Origin of the sequence: Rhizobium sp. NLR10b (assembly GCF_019685435.1) — a bacterium.
Taxonomy (GTDB): Bacteria; Pseudomonadota; Alphaproteobacteria; order Rhizobiales; family Rhizobiaceae; genus Rhizobium.
Genome location: NZ_JABDWV010000014.1, coordinates 159,124 through 178,389, shown reverse-complemented (window position 1 = coordinate 178,389; position 19,266 = coordinate 159,124). Strand labels below are relative to the sequence as shown.

Below are 19,266 nucleotides of genomic sequence, written 5' to 3'. Positions count from 1 at the left end.
TTCCGTCTTGCGGGCCGGCCGGCAGCCATTTGTGCTTCGGCATGTCCCGCAATCCGGTCGACACCCCTTTGTGATGTGTTAAGCTCGACGTTGGAGAGGCCGCAGCATAATCTGCTGCGCCGTTGGCGATCTCGAGCAAGCGAAGGCGCGTGTGATGATGAAACTCGACCGGATCGACATAAAAATTCTCTACGAACTGCAGAAGAATGGCCGCGTCACCAATGTGGAGCTCGCCGAGCTGGTCAATCTGTCGCCGAGCCCCTGCCTGATGCGGGTGAAGAAGCTGCAGTCCGAAGGTTACATCGAAGGTTATTCGGCTCAGATCAACGTCAGCAAACTCGGGCGGACACTGACCGTGTTCACCGAAATCACCCTGAAAAACCATCGGCAGATCGACTTCGCCCGGTTCCTCGCAGCGATCGAGAAGGTCGACCAGGTGATCGAATGCCATCTGGTTTCGGGCGGCTACGACTATCTGCTGAAATTCGTCACCGCCGGAATAGACGAATACCAGACGATCATGGAGCGGCTCACTGACATGGACGTCGGCATCGACAAATATTTCAGCTTCGTCGTCCTGAAATCACCGATCGTCAAGGCGCACATGCCACTGACGACCTTGTTCCCGCATTAGGGCTATTCAAGCAAAACGGCACAGCGGTTTTGCGTCTCTCATCCTGCGTGCATATCGGTTCCCTGTGTCGCAGGTCGTTCCCCCCCATAAATAGAAGCCTTTCAATGGTTGGAAGGACTTGCGACAAAATCTCATCCCTGCCTTCCAAAGCCATGTTGGCTGCCACTTGCTGGGATTCTGCAGTCGAGTCGAGGCTTTCCAGCACGACCCGACCCGGCGTGCGCTCGATTTGGCTAGCGCCTTGCTTTGATTTAAAAGGGTGGATCAGTCGCGCATAGAACGACGGCATAATTCCTGGGGCAAAAACTGAGCCAGGAAATGCGCGTGGGACCGGCCCTCAGTGCCGGCAATAGGCCCGCACTAGTTCCGGATCCTGCTGGAGCTCGTCGAGCCAGGCCGGATCAAGCGTCGGCACCGACGAGAAGAGCAGTTGCGAATAGGGATGCTGCGGCGCCTTCACCTTCGCGGGGCTGATTTCTTCGATCTTTCGGCCGCCATACATGACGACGATCTCGTCGCAGATCGCTTCCACCACCGACAGATCGTGGCTGATGAAGATGTAGGAGAGGCCGAGTTCCCGCTGCAGTTCCTTGAGGAGATCGATCACGGCGGCAGCGACCACGGTGTCGAGCGCCGAGGTGATCTCGTCGCAGAGGATCAGCTTCGGATCGGCGGCGAGCGCCCGGGCGAAGTTGACGCGCTGCTTTTGCCCGCCCGAGAGTTCCCCCGGCCTGCGGTGGCGCAGGTTGCGGGGAAGGCGCACCATGTCGAGGAGTTCGTCGATCCGGGCATTTCGCGCCTGTCGATCCATGCGATGGTAAAAAACCAGCGGCCTGGCGAGGATGTCCTCGACGGATTTTGCCGGATTGAGCGCCGTATCGGCATATTGGAAGACGATCTGCATCTCGCGCAACTGATCACGTGAGCGCTCGCGAGCGCTGCGGCGCAGTTCCGTGCCGTCGAAGATGATCTTGCCGACGGCTGCCGGCAGGATGCCGGCAATGGTGCGGGCGAGCGTCGACTTACCACAACCGGATTCTCCGATGATGCCGAGGTTGCGCCCTTTTTCCACCGTCAGGCTCACATGCTCGACTGCGCGAACCAGGGGAAGGCCGTCGGCTTGGCGCTGTCCGTACCCAGCGACGAGATTTTCGATCGTCAGAAGCGGCGCCGTCGCGGCCTCTATTGCGCCCGCCGTGCCGCGCGATTTCGGCTCGAAGGCTGCAAGCAGTTCTCTGGTATAGGGATGCTTTGGATCGTTCAGAATCTCTTCGGTGGTGCCGGTTTCCTGGGTTTCTCCGCCTTTGAGAACGACGATGCGGTCGGCGATCTGGGCGACGACGGCAAGGTCGTGCGAGACATAGACGCCCGATATGCCGCCTTTTTTCATCACCGATTTGAAAGCGCGCAGAACTTCGATCTGGGTCGTCACGTCGAGCGCCGTTGTCGGCTCGTCGAAGATGACCAGAGTGGGATCGCCGATCAGCGCCATGGCGGCTGCAAGGCGCTGCAACTGGCCGCCGGAAACCTGGTGCGGGTATCGGCTGCCGATCGTCTCCGGTTCCGGTAGGGAAAGCGCCCGAAAGAGCTCGATAGCCCGGGCACGCGCATCTTCCGGCGACATCAGCTGATGAATGCGGGTAACCTCGATCACCTGGTCCATGATCGATGTGGCCGGGTTGAAGGCAGCGGCGGCCGATTGCGGCACATAGGCGACTTGCGTGCCGCGCACCTTGGCGCGCTGCTTCTCGCTGAGGGTGACCATGTCCTTGCCACCGACCGAAACGCTGCCGCCGGAGATGCGGCAGCCCGCGCGGGTATGGCCCATGAGCGTCAGGGCGATGGTCGTCTTCCCCGAGCCGCTCTCACCGATCAGCGCGACGATCTCGCCCTCGGCAATATCAAGACTGACACCCTTGATGATCTCGACGCGTCGGCCGGAATCGGTGGTGGCCTCGACCTTCAGGTCACGAATTTCGATGAAATTGCTCATGACGGGCTCCGGTCGCGAATCTTCTGCGGCAGGTTGTCGATCAGCAGATTGACGCTGATCGTGAGGCTGGCGATGGCAAGTGAGGGGAACATCACCGCCGGCGCGCCGAATGGCAGGCCACCGATATTCTCGCGCACGAGCGCACCCCAGTCGGCATAGGGCGGCTGGACGCCGAGGCCCAGGAAGGACAGTCCCGACAGCAGCAGAACAATGAAGACGAAACGAATGCCGAGATCGGCAAGCACCGGCCCGACGATATTGGGCAGGATTTCCGAGCGAATGAGATAGAGGGTGCTTTCACCGCGGATGCGCGCGACGGTGATGAAATCCATGGTATTGATGTTGACGGCGAGCGCCCGGGCGAAGCGGTAGGAGCCAGGGATGTAGATCACCGACAGCGTCAGGATCAGAACCGGGATCGAAGAGCCGACCGCGGCGACCACCACCAGACCGAAAAGCTTGCTCGGAATGGAATTCATGGCGTCGAGGAAGCGACTGAGGATCGTGTCGAGCCAACCGCCGGCGACCGCCGCGATCATGCCGAGCACCACACCGCTGAAGCAGGCGATCGTTACCGCCGCGAGCGAGATGCCGACCGTATAACGCGCGCCCATCAGAATCCGCGACAGCATATCGCGGCCGAGATAATCAGAGCCCAGCCAGAGCTCCCGGCTCATCGGGCCGAAATAATCGAGATCGACAATTTCGCCGATGGGATAAGGGATAATCAATGGCGCGAAGATCGCGACGAGCGCCCAAGCGAGGATGACGATCAGGCCGATCGCTCCGACGAGGTTGAAGCGATAACCAAGCCGGGTTCCGGGCAGCCGGGCGGAAGTGGTCTCGGAGCTGGTCATGGTCATCGGAGCCTCGGATTGGAAAGAATGGCGATGATATCGGCGATGGTGATCAGCAGCAGATAGCCAAGACAGAAGATCATCGCGCAGCTCTGGATCAGCGGCAGGTCGCGGGTGGCTACGGCGTCCAGCATCAGCTTGGCGATACCGGGGTAGTTGAAGATGGTCTCGACGATGATGACACCCCCGAGCAGATAGGAGAGCGACAGCGCGACAGCATTGACGATCGGGCCGAGAGCATTCGGCAGCGCATGGCGAAAGACGATACGCGGCCGGGAGGCGCCCTTGAGCAACGCCATCTCGACATAGGGCGTGTTGAGCGTCTCGATCACCGCTGCACGCGTCATACGGATCATCTGGGCCGAGACGACGAAGGTGAGCGTGATCACCGGCATGGCATAGACGCGCAACAGGTCGCTCAGACTGTGGACCTCGTTGGCCAGGGAGAGCGCCGGCAGCCATTTCAGGTAGACGGCGAAGATGAGCGCGGCGGAGGTCGCGACCATGAATTCCGGCACCGAGATGACACCGATGGTGATTACGGTGACGATCCGGTCGTAAAGAGTGCCGCGCAGCATTGCCGCGGTGATCCCGAGTGTCAGCGCGATCGGCACGGAGAACAGCGCGGTGACGCCGGCAAGTTTCAGCGTATTAATGAAGCGGCCGGCAATCAGGGCAGCGACCGGCATTTCGTTGGCATAGGACGTGCCGAGGTCGCCCTGCAAAAGACCGATGATCCAGCGCAGGAAACGAAAGAGGGCCGGCTCGTCGAGATGCATGGCCTTGCGCAGCCCTTCGACGGCTTCCGGCGTGGCGGCCTGACCGAGCAGGATCGTCGCCGTATCCCCCGGCAGGAGCGTTGTTGCGAAGAAGACCGCGAAAGAGACGATCAGCAGTGTGATCACGGCGACGAACAATCTGCTCAGCACAAGGGATAAGACCTGGTTGTTCACGGGTGGCTCCCCTTTCGTCTCGGTCGGTTTCGAAAGAACCGGGGCTGGGCCGCAGCCCCGGTTCTTTAATCTATCAGGCTTCAAGCCAGACGTATTCGGCAAAGGCATATCCCATCTGGCCGCCGAGCGGGTTGGGCTCCAGACCCTTGAGTTTCGCAGTGGTGGCGTCGACATTCGAGAGATAAGCCGGAATGATCGTGCCGGCTTCATTGGCAATCATCGCCTGCATCTCGTCATAGATTGCCTTGCGCTTTTCCTGGTCGAGCGACCCGCGTGCTTCGATCAGCATCTTGTCGAACTTTTCCGACTTGTACTGGCTCTCATTCCAGGGAGCCTGCGAGGAATAAAGCAGCGAGAACAGGATGTCGGGGGTAGGACGTGGATTGATATTGCCGAAATGGATCGGCGCCTTGAGCCAATAATTGTCCCAGTAACCGTCGGAGGGAACCCGCTGGACATCGAGCTTGAGGCCGATCTCGGCGCCTGACGCCTGAATGATCATCGCCATGTCGATCGACGAGTTTGCCGCCTCGGAGGCGATCACGGGAATGGATTGACCGAGCACGCCAGCCTTGTCGAAGTGGAATTTCGCCTTGTCCGGATCGAAGGCGCGCGGCTTCAGATCGGCGTTGCGGTAATAGTTGACGGGGGAAACCGGCTGGTCGTTGCCGATCTCACCGAGGCCACGAAGCGCCGATTTGACGATCTGTTCGCGGTTGACGAGATACTTCATGCCCTCGATGAAGTCCCGCTTGTTGCCGGGATTCATGTCCAGCCGCATGTTGAGGTTGGTGTAGTTGCCGGACGTCGTCTTCGACAAGGTGAAGCCGTCACCCTGGGCTTCGACAAGGCGCATCGAGCGTGGATTGATCGAGGCTGCGAGGTGGATATCGCCTGATAGCAGGGCGTTGACGCGGGCATTGTCGTCGCTGATGGCGAAATATTCGAAGGAATCGACGTTGGGGCCGGATTTCCAGTAGTTCTTGTTCTTGATCCCGACGGAACGAACGCCCGGCTCGAAGACTTCCCTGACGAAAGCGCCGGTGCCGTTGGCCTTGGTGAAATCGGTCGTCCCGTCGGCGACGATCATGAAGTGGTGCATCGACAGGATGGTCGGCAGGTCGGCATTCGGATCGGCAAGCGTGATCTCGACGGTCTGCTTGTCGATAGCCTTGAAGCTGGTCATCTGGGCGGCGATCTTGGCAACCTTCGAACCGACGGACGGGTCGAGATGGCGCTTCAGCGAGAAGACGACGTCTTCAGCCGTCAGCGGTTTGCCGTCATGGAAAGTGACGCCCTTCTTCAGCTTGACGGTCCAGGTCTTGGCGTCCTTGGATTCGATCGCCTCGGCAAGCTCCATCTGCGGCGTACCGCTCTTGTCGAGGAAGGTGAGGCGGTTATAGAAGGAGCAGCAGCGGACATAGTCGGTAGAGAGCGACGCCTTTGCTGGGTCGAGTGTATCAGCCGTCGACGACGACCAGCCGGCCGCCTTGAGTGCTCCGCCGGCAACGGGCGTCGCAGCGAGCGCCTTGCCGGCGCGGCCGAGCACAAGCCCGCCGGCCGACATGGCAACGCCGCCCGCAAGCATCATATGCAGCAATTCGCGACGGGTTGCGCCACGACGGATGGCGGTTTCGATCATGGCGTCGTCGGATCTGGTCCAATTGGTGATCTTGTTGTTCATCTCATTCCCCTTTTCCTCTGTGACGGGCCGCCTTAGTGGCGGGCCCGATCCGGCTTTAAAAGTCAGGCGCGCGCGGCGGCGACGGCCTCTGCAAGGTCGGCCATCGACGTGAAATGATAGTCGGGTGCGGTGAACTCGGCCGGCTCGATCGTGCCGCCGTAGCCCTTCTGGGCATGCCGCCGCTCGATCCAGCAATTGACCAGGCCGAGTTTCCTGGACACCCCGATATCGTGGTACTGGCTCTGGGCGACATGCAGGATTTCATCTTTCGAATGCCCTTCCGAAGCGATGTAGGCGAAGACTTGCTCGAAGAAGGCCGGGTCGGGTTTCTCGGTCCCCGTATCGTCGGCAGTGAAGGCCGCGTGGAAGGGATTGCCGAGCTCCTTCTGGAAGAATTCGAATGCCCAGCGGCGGGCGTTGGTCATCGCTACGAGGCGGTAATCTTTTGCGAGCTCTGCCAGTGCTGTGGCGCTGTCGGTGAAACCCTTCCAGCTCTTTGCCGAGTCCCGCAGTCGTTCGCCGTATTGGCGATCGGCCGGCAGGTCGAGCTTCGGCGCGATCGCGAGATAGACGCGCACGAGATCGTCGGGAAAGAGGTCGGCGTCGTCGGAGTAGCGGACCTCGCGGTAGAGGCTGAGCGCCCGCTCGCCATCGATTTCATTTCCCGTTTCGGCCGCGATCTCGGCAAGACAAGTCTTGAGACCGCCCTCGAAATCGATGAGCGTGCCGACGACGTCGAAGGTCAGGTATTTGAATTCCGAAAGGCTCTTGCTCACGTGAATTCCCCAGTGTTCGGCCCCAATCGGAGCGCGGCTTCTCGAAGAAGAATTTTCTGTTCCGCCGGCGGTCTCGTTGTCCCGCTCTTGTCTGGAACGCTCGCATCCGCCGGTTCCAGGTCTTTTCTTGATTTCAGTTTGTCACCTGCGCTGCGCCGGATTCTCCGAAAAGGCGCCATGAGGCGGCACAAAATACCGAATCTCGCTGTTTCGCGATATTCTCAGGCCCGCAGCGCCCGACGCACATCCGGGTCCTCCAACGTCTCGTCGAGCGTCATACGGGTGCGCTCGACGATTGCGTCGATCTCCGTTTCAGTGCAGCACAGCGGCGGGGCATAACCAAGCACACCATTGCCGAACGCGCGGATGACGAGGCCGTTTTCCCAGGCGCGATCGAAGATGCGGCGCGCCGGTTCGGCCGATGCCGGCAGCGGTGTCTTGTTCACCTTGTCTACCACAAGCTCGATGGCAGCAAGCATACCGCGCCCGCGGACATCGCCGACGAGCGGGTGATCCCTCAGCGAGTCCAGGCCCTGCATCAGCCGCCTCCCGGCCTTGACTCCATTGTCGAGAAGGCCGTTTTCGTAGAGTTTCAACACTTCGAGGCCGACGGCGGCGCTGACAGGGTGGGCCGAATAGGTGTAGCCATGGCCAATCGCGCTGGCACCCGCCCCGTCGGCAATCGTCTCATAGACGTGATCGGCCATGAAAACGGCGCCCATCGGCACGTAGCCTGAGGTGAGGCCCTTGGCGGCTGTCATGAGGTCAGGCACGACCCCTTCCTCACTGCAGGCAAAAAGCGGCCCGGTCCGGCCAAAGCCGGTGATCACCTCATCGGCGACAAAAAGGATGTCGTGCTCGCGGCAGAATTCCCGCATCGCCTTGAGCCAGCCTTTCGGCGGCACAAGCACGCCCCCCGAACCCTGGATCGGTTCGACGTAGAAGGCGGCGACGCGTTCGGGCCCGATCGCCTCGACCTTGCTTTTCAGTGCCACGAGCGAGGCCTCAATGATCGCCTGCGGGCTGTCGCCGACTGGATTGCGGTAGGCGTAATGCGACGGAATTTTATGCTGCCAGTCGAAAGGAAGGCCGAAGCCGGCATGGAAGGCTGGCAAGGCGGTGAGGCCCGCGCCCACCGTCGAGGAGCCGTGATAGCCCTGTTCGACCGAAATGAACTGATCGCGTTCGGGCCGCCCTCGAGCATTCCAGTAGTAGCGGATGAAGCGGATCGTGCTATCCACCGCATCTGAGCCGCCGAGCGTGAAATAGACATGGTTCAGATCGCCCGGCGCCCGGTCGGCAAGCTCTCCGGCGAGTCGGATCGCAGGCTCGGAGCCGAGGCCGAAATAGGCGGTCGCATAGGGAAGCTCCCGCATCTGCCGGGCCGCCGCCTCGACAATGCTCTCGTGGCCGTAACCGGCATTGACGCACCAGAGGCCGGCGAAACCGTCGATCAGTTGTTTGCCCGAGGCGTCCGTGACCGTTGCTCCCTTGGCCGAGGCCAGCACCCGTACGCCATGCTTTTCATGGCTGCGGTAGGATGCCACCGGATGAATGAGATGGGCGCGATCGAGTTCGATGAGCGAATTGCTGTACATGGGATCTCCGGATCAGCCGAGGGCCTGACTGGCAAGGGCAAAGGTGGTAGCGGTCCGGGCGGCGACGTCGCCGGCCGATGGCTTTCTCATAACGATGCCACCGCCGACATGGGCGAGCCCCAGCGTGACCAGCCATGGAGAGAGTCCGGTTTCGGCAGTCGTATCCACCCGGAGGAACCGTCCTGCCCGTGCGGCGATGTGATGTTCGATGAGCTTGCGCGCGTCTTCGATATCCGCGGCGACCACGGGTCCGATCACCTCACCGCGACCGAAGGGACGCAGGCAGGCGAAACCAGAGACACCGCCGTCGCGGCGAATGACGGCGAATTCGCCGATCCTTGCGAGATAGGAGATGAGCTTTTCTCGGTCGGCGCCGAAGGCAAGGCGGTCCACCCCAATGATGGCCGGGAGATCGTCGGCGGTGGCAGCGCTCGTGCCGGCCGGCGCGCCGATTTCTCCGACAAGGCCTTGGTGCTGCAGCACGGTCCCGGTTTCATGAAAGCCAAGCTTCTCGTAGAGCGGTAGGCCCACTGTTGTCGCGACCAGCCGCAGCGGCCGGTCGCCTGCGATCCGCAAGGCGGCTTCCATCAGCCTGCGGCCGAGGCCACGGCCGCGCATGGTTTCGTCGACGATGACCATGTTGATGGTCGCGCAATCTTGCCTGTAGGGTGTGACGAGGATGGTGCCGACGACCCTGTGGTCCTCGATCGCGACCACGCCCTCGCTCAACGCGAGCGCCATCTGCCAGTCTTCCCGCCGATGCGGCCAGCCCGCCTGTCTGGAGAGCGCAACAGCGCCTTCCAGATGGTCTGGACTGAATGCAGCGATTTCGATCTGACGAGTTTGCATCGGGCCGTCCTTCATGTCGTGCCCGCAAGTCTGCCGGAACCCCGGCGGGCAGATCGTCTGAAGGCCGCGGTTCAGGCGGTATCTTATGGCTTTACCTCGGCGGACCGCCGCATCTTATGCTGGAGCCGATCGATATATTCCATCGGGATGCTCCATGGCTGGTGGGATTACCTCATCATCGCCAGCGCTGCCTCAAAGAAGTCGTCGCCACCGAAGTTTCCTGATTTCAATGCCAGAAGCATGTCGCCCTGCCGATTGCCGACCGTCCGCAGCACCGGCACGCCGGGGGCAATTTCGGGGCCGATCAGAAATGCCGGGATGGCGAGCCTGTCGACGGCGGCCCCCGAGGTTTCGCCACCAGCGACCACCAGGCGCCGCACGCCTCTTTCAACCAGTTCAGCCGCGATGATCGAGGTCGCCGTCTCGATCGCGTGGCCGGAAGCCTCCCGCCCATATTGCAATTGCAGCCGGGATACGGTTTCCGGCGCCGCGCTCGCGGCGACGATCACGGGACCGGCGGAGATGCGGTCTCCGGCCCAGGAAATCGCCGCGGCGATCTCATCCGGGCCTGATATCAGCCGCTCCGGATCAAGCCGCAGCACAGGCATCGACCGTTCAGCGACCTCGAGCTGGCGTAGCGTTGCTTTCGAACAGCTGCCGGCAATAATCGCCGAAAACCCGCCGACAGGGCGAATGATGTCTTCAGCTGCTGCGCCGCCTGATATGCGGCCGGAACGGACGAGCGCCCGGGCAAGGCCGAGGCCAAGGCCGGACGCACCGGTGGAGACCGGCGTTTCGAGTGCGATTTCGCCGAGTGTTTCCAGATCCCTCTCGCAAATCGCGTCGGCAATAGCCATGGTCACCCCTGTCGCGCGCAACGTATCGAGCCTCGCCCTGGCGGCGTCAGGGCCGGCCGCGACGGCTGCCAGGTCGATCAAGCCGACGGCGCCGCGCGATTGGCGGGTGAGAACCCGCACGAGGTTGGCGTCGTGCATGGGGTTGAGGGGGTGATCCTTGAGCGGACTTTCGTTCAAGGGTTGGCCGCCGACGAAGAGATGGCCGAGATAGACGGTGCGGCCGGTTTCCGGAAAGGCTGGTGTAACCAGCACGCTGCCGCCGCCCGCAGCATTGCGCAAGGCCTCGGTGACGGGACCGATATTGCCGGCATCGGTGGAATCGAAGGTCGAGCAGATTTTGTAAAGCACATGGCCCGCGCCCCGATGGCGCAGCCATCGCTCGGCTTCGGTGGCAGCTGTGACGGCCTCTGGGGCCGGGACCGAGCGAATTTTCAGGGAGACGACAACGGCATCCACGTCGGGCAGTGCCAGCGATGGATCAGGGATGCCGACCGTCTGCACCGTGCGCAGGCCATTCTTTGTCAGCGTGTTGGCAAGATCCGACGCGCCCGTATAGTCGTCAGCGATCGATCCGAGTGAAATAGCCATCGTCTAGCTCCGTGCAAAGGGTTTGAACCAGCCTAGACCGTCCAGTGTGTGGCTGCGCGGGATGTATTCGCAGCCGATGAAGCCGTCATAGCCCAGGCGGTCGATTTCGCCGAACAGATAGGGATAGTTCAGTTCCTCCCCATCCGGCTCGTTGCGTGACGGCACGCTGGCAATCTGGATATGGCCGGTGATCGGCAGCAGGCGCCGCAACGCCATGACGACGTCGCCATGGATGATCTGACGGTGATAGATATCGAACTGGAGCTTCAGGTTCGGCAAGCCGCATTCGGCAATCAGCAGTTCGGCTGCGTTGAAGTCGTTGAGGAAATATCCCGGCATGTTTCGCCCGTTGATCGGCTCGAGCAGGAGATCGATGCCCTTTTCCGCAAGCCGCTCGGCCGTATAGGTGACGGAGCGCCGATAACGGGAGGAGGCGTCGCCGTCGTGACGGTCGGCGATGCCCGCCATCAGGTGCAACCGTCCGACTCCCGTCGCTGCCGCAAAGTCCAGTGCCTTGTCGACATCGGCTTTCAGCGCATCGAACCGTTCGGGAAGGGCGGCAATGCCACGTTCGCCTGCTGCCCAGTCGCCCGGCGGCAGGTTGAACAAGGCCTGCTGCAGATTGTTGCGGGCAAGCCGCTCGGCAATTGCCTCCGGCGTGGCTTCATATGGAAAGAGGTATTCGACGGCGGCAAAGCCGGCATCGGCTGCGGCGTCGAAACGATCGAGGAATGCCCATTCGTTGAACATCATCGTCAGGTTGGCGGCGAAAACCGGCATGTCTAGCGTTCCTTTTACAGCCTCTGCGGCTTCTCGTTGGAACCGGGCAACTCAGCGCCGGAAAGTCTGGCATAGAGCCGCGCGAGCGAGGAGTCGTCGTCCCGGCCCATGCCGGCGCCTGCGGCGGCCAGATACATCTGCAGGGCCGCGGCCGCGAGCGGTGACGGATATCGTTCGGAGCGCGCCATATCCTGGACGATACCGAGATCCTTGACGAAAATCTCGATGCTGCTGAGCGGCGTATAGTCTCCGGCCAGCACATGCGGCACGCGGTTTTCGAACATCCACGAATTGCCGGCCGAGGCGGTGATAACCTCATAGACCTTGTCGAGGTCGAGGCCCTGCTTGGCGGCAAAGGTGATGGCCTCGCAGGCGGCGGCGATGTGCACACCGGCAAGAAGCTGGTTGATCATCTTGAAGGCAGCGCCCGTTCCGGCCGCGTCGCCGAGTTCGTAGACCTTGCCGGCCATGGCGTTGAGACCTGGGCGCGCCCTGTCAAAGGCCTGGCTGGAGCCGGATGCCATGATCGTCAATTCGCCAAGCGCCGCCTTGGCTGCGCCGCCGGAAATCGGCGCATCGAGATAATGCAGACCGAGAGCCTCTACTCTTTGCGCCAGATTGCGTGCGACGGCGGGATCCATGGTTGCCGACGAGATGAACACGGCGCCTGGCTTCATTGTGCTCGCAACGCCTTCCGGGCCGAACAGCACGGCCTCGGTCTGCGCGCCGTTGAGGACGACGGAGACGACGATGTCGGCATCCTTTGCCGCGCCGGCCGGGGTCTGTGCACCCCGTCCGCCGTCGGCGATGAAGCGGTCCACCGCCGCCGACCTGATGTCATATCCAACGACATCGAGCCCTGCGCGCTTCATCGACCGGGCCATTCCGAGCCCCATTGAACCAAGGCCGATGACGGCCGCGATGAAAGTGGAGCCTGAGTTTTCGGCAAGCGGTGTCATGGGAGTTTCTCCAGTCCTGAAAGAGCCGTGCCCTGGCATCTGCAGCCAAGTTTTGGCAGCGCTGCCATTTCCTACTCCCTTTTGGCAGCGCTGCCAACTGCAGATTGGCAGCGCTGCCAAAAATATCTTGCTTCTGGCCGGAAGTGATGAAAGATGGATGTCGCAGCGAGGCGTCCCAAGGATCGCTTCGCACTTAAAGATTCCAGATGCCGGGTTCAAAAGCGACCATGGAATTCAAACATCAGGCGACCGTGACCCTTGCAGAGGTCGCGGAAGCGGCCGGAGTCGGCGAGAGTACGGTGTCGCGCGTGCTGCGCAACCACGGTTCGTTTTCCGGCAGAACGCGGGAGCGGGTGATGGCCGCCGTCGAGCGGCTGGGCTATGTCCCGAACCGGATCGCCGGAACGCTTGCCTCCACCGGTTCGCGTCTTGTCGCCTTCGTCATTCCCTCGCTGTCCAACATCGTATTTTCCGACGTGCTGCGTGGAGCGAGCGCCGTTCTGGAAGAAAACCGCTATCAGGCGGTCTTTTCGGTGACGGACTATGATCCGGGCAAGGAGGAGGCGCTCGCTACTGCGATGCTTGCCTGGCGGCCGGCAGCGGTGATGCTGGCGGGGTACGAGCACACCGACGGCACGGTGAAGATGTTGCGCGCCAGCGGGTGCCGGGTCGTGGAACTGCTCGATCTGGATGGCGATGCCCTCGATATCGCCGTCGGCTTCTCGAATCGTGCGGCCGGGCGGGAGAGCGCTGCCTTCCTGCTCAGACGGGGCTACCGAAGGATCGGCTATGTCGGTCACGACCTGGACCGCGACACCCGCGCCGGCAAGCGTTTTTCGAGCTTTTGCGAAACTCTCGACGCCAACGGAACTCCGCTCATTGCTCGCGAAATCCTGGCGGGCGCCTCGTCAGTGGAAAACGGCAAGAAGGGGCTGGAGCGACTGTTGGCACGAGCGACCGATCTCGATGCCGTCTATTTTTCCAACGACGACATGGCGCTCGGCGGTTATTTTCACTGTCTCTCTCAAGGGATCGTTATCCCCTCGCAGCTCGCCATATTCGGCTATAACGGCCTAGATATCGGCCGGGCAATACCGCAACCCCTGTCGACGATCCGGACGCCGCGCGTGGCGACGGGACAGACAGCCGCTGAGTTGGTCGTCGCCAACGCGCCGCCGCAAGCCATCGATCTCGGTTTTGAACTGATCGAAGGCGCAACTGCGTAAGATCGGAGGAACTGCCATGTCCGACGCCCGCCTGCGTGAGGAAATCTGCCGATACGGTCGCTCGCTGTTCGAGCGCGGGCTGACGCCGGGTTCGTCCGGCAATATATCGTTGCGGCTGGAGGACGGCGGCTGGCTGGTGACGCCGACCAACGCCTCGCTCGGCTTCCTCGACCCGGCCCGGATCTCCAGGCTCGATGCGGAAGGCCGGTTGCTGTCGGGCGACAAGCCGACCAAGGAAATCCCGCTTCACACCGCCCTCTACGACACACGCGGCAGTGCCCGCGCTATCGTCCACCTTCACTCGACACATGCGGTGGCGCTGACCATGCTGCCGGAGATCGATCCGCGTGCCGCCCTGCCGCCGATGACGCCATATTATCTCATGCGCGCCGGCGAGACCGCGTTGGTGCCGTATTATCGCCCAGGGGATCCGGCAGTGGCCGACGCGATCCGGGGACTGGCCGGCAGATATTCGTCGGTGCTTCTGGCCAATCATGGACCTGTTGTCGCCGGTGACAGCCTGGAGGCGGCGGTGTTTGCGACTGAGGAACTGGAGGAAACGGCAAAGCTCTATCTGCTGCTGCGCAACCTCAACCCCCGTTTCCTCAGCCCGGCTCAGGTGGCCGATCTCGTCGATACATTCGGCCTCGACCTTCCGTCGCAGCATGGCCACGATCACGATTGAACAGATCCCCGGCGCCCCGGGGAGGCGCAACCTTCTGCCAAACGCCGCTTTCGATACGATAGATTCTGCTTCCGATGCGGCCAATTCAGGCAGCCATGGGCGAAGCGGAGCCTATGATTGTGAACAGGTCCCAGTTCCGATCGCTAAAGGATACGCAGATGACGACGTTCCGTCCGAAATACATCACCTTCGATTGCTACGGCACGCTGACCAATTTTCAGATGGCGGAAGCGGCGCGCGACCTCTACGGCAATCAGCTTGACGAGCCGCGCATGGTGGAGTTCATCAAGAATTTCGCCGCTTATCGCCTTGATGAGATCATGGGCGCCTGGAAGCCCTATGCCGAGGTGGTGCACAATTCGCTCGAACGGACTTGCAAGCGCAATGGCGTGGAATTTCGCCACGAAGCAGCGCAAATGGTTTACGAGCGTGTTCCCACCTGGGGGCCGCATCGCGACGTACCCGAAGGTCTTGCCAGGGTTGCCCGCGAAATTCCGCTGGTGATCCTGTCCAATGCCATGGATGCGCAGATCATGTCGAATGTCGAAAAGCTCGGCGCGCCCTTCCATGCGGTCTATACCGCGCAACAGGCAAATGCCTATAAGCCGCGTTTCCAAGCCTTCGAATATATGTTCGACATGCTCGGCTGCGGACCGCAGGACGTGCTCCATTGCTCGTCCTCCTTCCGCTATGACCTGATGTCTGCCCACGATCTCGGCATCAAGAACAAGGTCTGGGTCAACCGGGGCCACGAGCCGGCCAATCCCTATTACGGCTATGTCGAAATCCCTGATATCTCAGGTCTGCCCGGTGTCGTTGGCCTCTGACGGAGACAGACGGATGCAGTTTCAATCCTACTGGCATGACACAGCCCGCGCTTTTGCCGATGCGGCTCACGGTCCTGTCGAAGGACATTATGATGTGGCCGTCATCGGCGCCGGTTTTACCGGGCTTGCGGCCGCGCGCCAGCTTGCGAAAGCCGGCGTCAAGGTCGTCGTGCTGGAGGCCGAACGCGTGGGCTGGGGGGCGTCGGGACGCAATGGCGGCCATCTCAACAACGGGCTAGCCCATAGCTTCCTGTCTGCCAAGTCAGCACTCGGCACCGAGCGTGCCGTCGCGCTTTATCGGGCGTTCGACGAGTCGATCGACACCATCGAGGCGATCGTCGGCGAGGAGGGCATCGACTGCAATTTCCGTCGCGCCGGGAAGCTGAAGCTTGCCTCCAAGCCGCAGCATTTCGATGCCATTGCCCGCAATTTCGAGGCTGTGCATAGAGAGGTCGATCCGGAGACGGCGCTTCTTTCGGCGGATGACTTGAAAAGTGAGGTCGGCTCGCCTTTCCATGGCGCCATGCTCTCGAGGAAGAGCGCGATGATGCATATGGGGCGCTATGTCGCCGGGCTCGCCGCCGCGGCCGTCCGCCACGGCGCCGTCATTTTCGAAAAGGCCGCCGTGACCGGCCATCGGCAAGGCAATGGACGCCACAGCCTCAAGACGGGGCGCGGCACCGTCACCGCCGACCACGTACTGGTCGCGACAGGCGCCTACACCCCGTCGCTCTTCGGCTATTTCCGCCGCCGGATCATTTCCGTCGGCAGCTTCCTGCTCGCCACGCGGCCGCTGAGCGACGCCGAAATCGCAGCGACGATGCCGGGAAACCGGACCTGTGTCACCTCGCTGAATATCGGAAACTATTTCCGGCTGTCGCCGGACAAGCGGCTGATCTTCGGCGGTCGTGCACGCTTTTCCGCCACGTCGGACCAGCGGTCGGATGCAAGGAGCGGCGATATTCTGCGCGCCGGTCTGGCTGAAATCTTCCCGCAACTTGCCGGCATCGAGATCGATTACTGCTGGGGCGGGCTCGTCGATATGACGAAAGACCGTTATCCCCGCGCGGGCTATGGCGACGGCGTTTGGTACGCCATGGGCTATTCCGGCCACGGCGCCCAGCTCTCCACCCATCTCGGCATCATCATCGCCGATGCCATCATGGGCAAGGCGGACCGCAACCCGGTCAAAGGCCTCGAATGGCCTGCCGTCCCCGGCCATTTCGGCAAGCCGTGGTTTCTGCCGGTCGTCGGGCTCTATTACAAGACACTCGATCGCTTCATGTAAGCGCGGCGTGACGAGAGCGGTTCAGCCTTTCTCAGGCATCTCCCGTAAACTTGCCGCCGTTTGGAAGACAGTCAGAAAAACCATATGGGAAGGCGCCGGCTGAGCTTCCGGCGCCCTTTTTTTATGACGGTCAGGAGAGCCCGCCGATGTGGAAGCTCTTCATTTCAAGATATTCCTCAATGCCGCATCGTGCGCCCTCACGCCCGAGGCCGGATTGCTTGACGCCGCCGAACGGAGCGACCTCGGTCGAGATGGCGCCGGTGTTCAGGCCGATCATGCCGAATTCGAGCGCCTCGCCGACGCGCCAGGACCGTTTCAGGCTCTCGGTGTAGAAATAGGCTGCAAGGCCGAAGGGAGTGGAATTGGCGATGCGGATCGCCTCCTCCTCGGTGTCGAACCGGAACAGCGGTGCAACCGGTCCGAATGTCTCTTCGCTGGCGAGCTGCATGTCGGTGGTCGCGCCGCCAAGCACCATCGGAGCGGCATATTGATCGCCTGCAGGCATGGAATCCACAGTGGCGAGGATCTTGGCTCCCCTTTTTACGGCATCCTCCACGTGACGGTTGATCTTCTCGATCGCCGCCTTGTTGATCATAGGCCCGATATCCGTGCCGGCCTCGGTGCCTGCCCCGACCTTCATGGCTGCGACCCGCGCGCCAAGTTTGGCGGCAAAGGCGTCATAGACGCCGGACTGGACGAGAAGGCGGTTGGCGCAGACGCAGGTCTGTCCGCCATTGCGGAATTTCGACGCGATGGCGCCTTCCACGGCAAGGTCGAGATCGGCATCGTCGAAGACGATGAAGGGTGCGTTGCCGCCGAGTTCGAGGCTGAGCCGCTTGACGCTGTCGGCCGCCCCGCGCATCAGCAGCGAGCCGACGCGGGTCGAGCCGGTGAAAGAGATCTTGCGGACGGTCTGGTTCGTCATCAATTCGTCGCCGATCGCGGCCGGCATGCCGGTGACGATGTTGATCACGCCCTTGGGGATGCCGGCGCGTTCCGCCAGTACGGCGAGCGCCAGCGCCGAAAACGGGGTCAGGTCCGATGGCTTGATGACCACCGTGCAACCTGCCGCAAGTGCCGGCCCCACCTTGCGGGTGATCATCGCATTGGGAAAATTCCAAGGCGTGATGATCGCCGATACGCCGACCGGCTCCTTCAGAACGATGATCCGTCGCTCCGCGGTGGGCGAGGGGATGGTTGTTCCGCCGATACGACGCGCTTCCTCGGAAAACCATTTGATGAATGAGGCGCCGTAGCGGATTTCGCCTCGCGCCTCCGTCAGCGGCTTTCCCTGTTCCGTGGTCAGGATCAGCGCCAGATCCTCGATATTGTCGAGCATCAGATCGTGCCAGGCCTCGAGCAGGGCGGCGCGCTCGGCATGGGTCTTTGCCCGCCATGGACCAAAAGCCTTTTCTGCCGCCATGATCGCGGCCCGCGTGTCAGCTGCGTCCATGTCGGGCACGCTGCCCAGCACATGCTGGGTCGCCGGATCGATGACCTCGATCGTGCGCCCCGCCGCGCCCCCGCACCATTCTCCGTCGATGAGCCCCTGCTGGCGCAGCAGGCTGCCATCCCTCAATCCGTTCATCTTGTCCTCTTTCATCAAAGCGTCCTCTCCACAATTCCGGGCGCAAACCGCGGCGCAACCTGTGCGACATGCTCTAGTCGAGCGACGAAAGCACCGATGTCGTGATCGTCTCCGTCTTGTCCTTGCCGGGAACAGCGCCGATGCCGCGCGCCGTCGTCGCCTCGATCGCGGCCATTATCCTTGCGGCAGCAGCCGCCTCTCCAAGGTGTTCCAGCATCATTGCGCCCGACCAGATGGCGGCTATCGGATTGGCAATTCCCAGATGAGCGATATCCGGCGCGGAGCCATGGACGGGTTCGAACATGGACGGCGCCGAGCGATCGGGGTTGATGTTGGCGGATGCCGCAAAGCCGAGCCCGCCCTGGATGGCGGCCCCAAGGTCGGTCAGAATGTCGCCGAAGAGATTGGATGCGACCACGACATCGAGGCTCTCAGGCGCCATGACCATGCGGGCGGCCATGGCGTCGATGTGGTAGCTGGTCACCTCGACATCCGGATATTCCGCAGAGAGCCTGTGGGTGATCTCGTCCCAGAAGACCATCGAATATTTCTGCGCATTGGACTTGGTCACCGAAGCGAGTTTGCCACGCCGCGCGCGTGCCTGCTCGAAGCCGAAACGCAGGATGCGTTCTATCCCCTTGCGGGTGAAGATCGAGGTTTCCACAGCTACTTCGCTGTCCGTGCCCTGATGGACGCGGCCGCCGGCGCCGGAATATTCGCCCTCGGTATTTTCGCGGATGCAGAGGATGTCGAAGCCCTCGTGCCGCAGCGGCCCCTGCACGCCCGGCAGCAGCCTGTGCGGGCGGATATTGGCGTACTGAACGAAAGCCTTGCGGATGGGCAGCAGGAGCCCATGCAGCGACACGGAATCGGGCACCTTGCGTGGCCATCCGACGGCGCCGAGCAGGATGGCGTCGAAAGAGCTCAGCGTCTCGATCCCGTCGGCGGGCATCATGCTGCCGTTTTCGAGATAATAGTCGCAGGACCAGGGGTAGCGGGTCGCTTCAAGAGAAAATCCGCCCGATCCGGCGGTCTTTTCGAGCACGGCCCAGGCAGCGTCGGTCACGTCGCGGCCGATGCCGTCTCCTGGCAGAAGGGCAATCCTGTAGGTCTTCATCGCAGCT

At 62.0% G+C, this 19,266-nt stretch carries 17 protein-coding genes; 5 read left to right on the top strand and 12 right to left on the bottom strand.

The window, feature by feature from the left end:
* Positions 1 to 157 precede the first annotated feature (157 nt).
* The gene (locus tag HJB91_RS22745; protein WP_210632195.1) at positions 158 to 634 is read left to right on the top strand and encodes an Lrp/AsnC family transcriptional regulator; all 477 of its coding nucleotides are present in this window, start codon (positions 158 to 160) and stop codon (positions 632 to 634) included.
* A 337-nt stretch (positions 635 to 971) separates the two neighbouring features.
* On the opposite strand, the gene HJB91_RS22740 is transcribed toward HJB91_RS22745, so the two are convergent.
* The 10 genes from HJB91_RS22740 to ltnD all read right to left on the bottom strand — a co-directional run bounded on the left by HJB91_RS22740 (position 972) and on the right by ltnD (position 12,528).
* The gene (locus HJB91_RS22740) at positions 972 to 2,627 is read right to left on the bottom strand and encodes an ABC transporter ATP-binding protein (RefSeq protein WP_210631762.1); all 1,656 of its coding nucleotides are present in this window, start codon (positions 2,625 to 2,627) and stop codon (positions 972 to 974) included.
* Positions 2,624 to 3,490 (bottom strand): ABC transporter permease, encoded by an 867-nt coding sequence (locus HJB91_RS22735; RefSeq protein ID WP_210631763.1) that lies wholly within the window; start codon positions 3,488 to 3,490, stop codon positions 2,624 to 2,626. Before HJB91_RS22735 ends, HJB91_RS22740 begins: the two co-directional genes overlap by 4 nt.
* Positions 3,487 to 4,437 carry an ABC transporter permease gene (locus tag HJB91_RS22730; RefSeq protein ID WP_210631764.1) on the bottom strand — a complete coding sequence of 317 codons (951 nt, stop codon included), beginning with the start codon at positions 4,435 to 4,437 and terminating at the stop codon, positions 3,487 to 3,489. Before HJB91_RS22730 ends, HJB91_RS22735 begins: the two co-directional genes overlap by 4 nt.
* Before the next feature lie 73 nt (positions 4,438 to 4,510).
* Complete coding sequence (locus HJB91_RS22725; protein ID WP_221155932.1) at positions 4,511 to 6,121, bottom strand: ABC transporter substrate-binding protein; 1,611 nt, start codon at positions 6,119 to 6,121, stop codon at positions 4,511 to 4,513.
* Positions 6,122 to 6,183: 62 nt separating this feature from the next.
* Positions 6,184 to 6,897, bottom strand: coding sequence for an HAD-IA family hydrolase (locus tag HJB91_RS22720; RefSeq protein WP_210631766.1), 714 nt, complete (start codon positions 6,895 to 6,897; stop codon positions 6,184 to 6,186).
* A 221-nt stretch (positions 6,898 to 7,118) separates the two neighbouring features.
* Positions 7,119 to 8,495 (bottom strand): aspartate aminotransferase family protein, encoded by a 1,377-nt coding sequence (locus tag HJB91_RS22715; protein WP_210631767.1) that lies wholly within the window; start codon positions 8,493 to 8,495, stop codon positions 7,119 to 7,121.
* 12 nt (positions 8,496 to 8,507) lie between these two features.
* Entirely contained in the window at positions 8,508 to 9,344 is an 837-nt protein-coding gene (locus HJB91_RS22710) for a GNAT family N-acetyltransferase (RefSeq protein WP_221123442.1), read from the bottom strand.
* 167 nt (positions 9,345 to 9,511) lie between these two features.
* Entirely contained in the window at positions 9,512 to 10,789 is a 1,278-nt protein-coding gene (otnK, locus tag HJB91_RS22705) for a 3-oxo-tetronate kinase (protein ID WP_221155931.1), read from the bottom strand.
* Positions 10,790 to 10,792: 3 nt separating this feature from the next.
* Positions 10,793 to 11,569: a 2-oxo-tetronate isomerase gene (otnI, locus tag HJB91_RS22700; RefSeq protein WP_210631770.1), complete on the bottom strand. Its 777-nt coding sequence runs from the start codon at positions 11,567 to 11,569 to the stop codon at positions 10,793 to 10,795.
* A 14-nt stretch (positions 11,570 to 11,583) separates the two neighbouring features.
* On the bottom strand, positions 11,584 to 12,528 hold the full coding sequence (ltnD, locus tag HJB91_RS22695; protein ID WP_221155930.1) for an L-threonate dehydrogenase: 945 nt from the start codon (positions 12,526 to 12,528) through the stop codon (positions 11,584 to 11,586).
* 227 nt (positions 12,529 to 12,755) lie between these two features.
* On the opposite strand from ltnD, the gene HJB91_RS22690 reads away from it, so the two are divergent.
* The 4 genes from HJB91_RS22690 (at position 12,756) to HJB91_RS22675 (ending at position 16,554) form a co-directional block, all read left to right on the top strand.
* Positions 12,756 to 13,754, top strand: a complete 999-nt coding sequence (locus tag HJB91_RS22690) for a LacI family DNA-binding transcriptional regulator (RefSeq protein WP_221155947.1) — start codon at positions 12,756 to 12,758, stop codon at positions 13,752 to 13,754.
* Positions 13,755 to 13,770: 16 nt separating this feature from the next.
* Positions 13,771 to 14,439 carry an aldolase gene (locus tag HJB91_RS22685; RefSeq protein ID WP_210631772.1) on the top strand — a complete coding sequence of 223 codons (669 nt, stop codon included), beginning with the start codon at positions 13,771 to 13,773 and terminating at the stop codon, positions 14,437 to 14,439.
* Positions 14,440 to 14,597: 158 nt separating this feature from the next.
* Positions 14,598 to 15,266, top strand: coding sequence for a haloacid dehalogenase type II (locus HJB91_RS22680; RefSeq protein WP_210631773.1), 669 nt, complete (start codon positions 14,598 to 14,600; stop codon positions 15,264 to 15,266).
* 13 nt (positions 15,267 to 15,279) lie between these two features.
* Positions 15,280 to 16,554 carry an FAD-binding oxidoreductase gene (locus HJB91_RS22675; protein WP_221155929.1) on the top strand — a complete coding sequence of 425 codons (1,275 nt, stop codon included), beginning with the start codon at positions 15,280 to 15,282 and terminating at the stop codon, positions 16,552 to 16,554.
* 130 nt (positions 16,555 to 16,684) lie between these two features.
* On the opposite strand, the gene HJB91_RS22670 is transcribed toward HJB91_RS22675, so the two are convergent.
* Together HJB91_RS22670 and HJB91_RS22665 are read right to left on the bottom strand one after the other, a co-directional pair.
* The gene (locus tag HJB91_RS22670) at positions 16,685 to 18,142 is read right to left on the bottom strand and encodes an NAD-dependent succinate-semialdehyde dehydrogenase (protein WP_210632197.1); all 1,458 of its coding nucleotides are present in this window, start codon (positions 18,140 to 18,142) and stop codon (positions 16,685 to 16,687) included.
* A gap of 73 nt (positions 18,143 to 18,215) precedes the next feature.
* Positions 18,216 to 19,259 (bottom strand): tartrate dehydrogenase, encoded by a 1,044-nt coding sequence (locus HJB91_RS22665; protein ID WP_221155928.1) that lies wholly within the window; start codon positions 19,257 to 19,259, stop codon positions 18,216 to 18,218.
* Between the last annotated feature and the right edge of the window lie 7 nt (positions 19,260 to 19,266).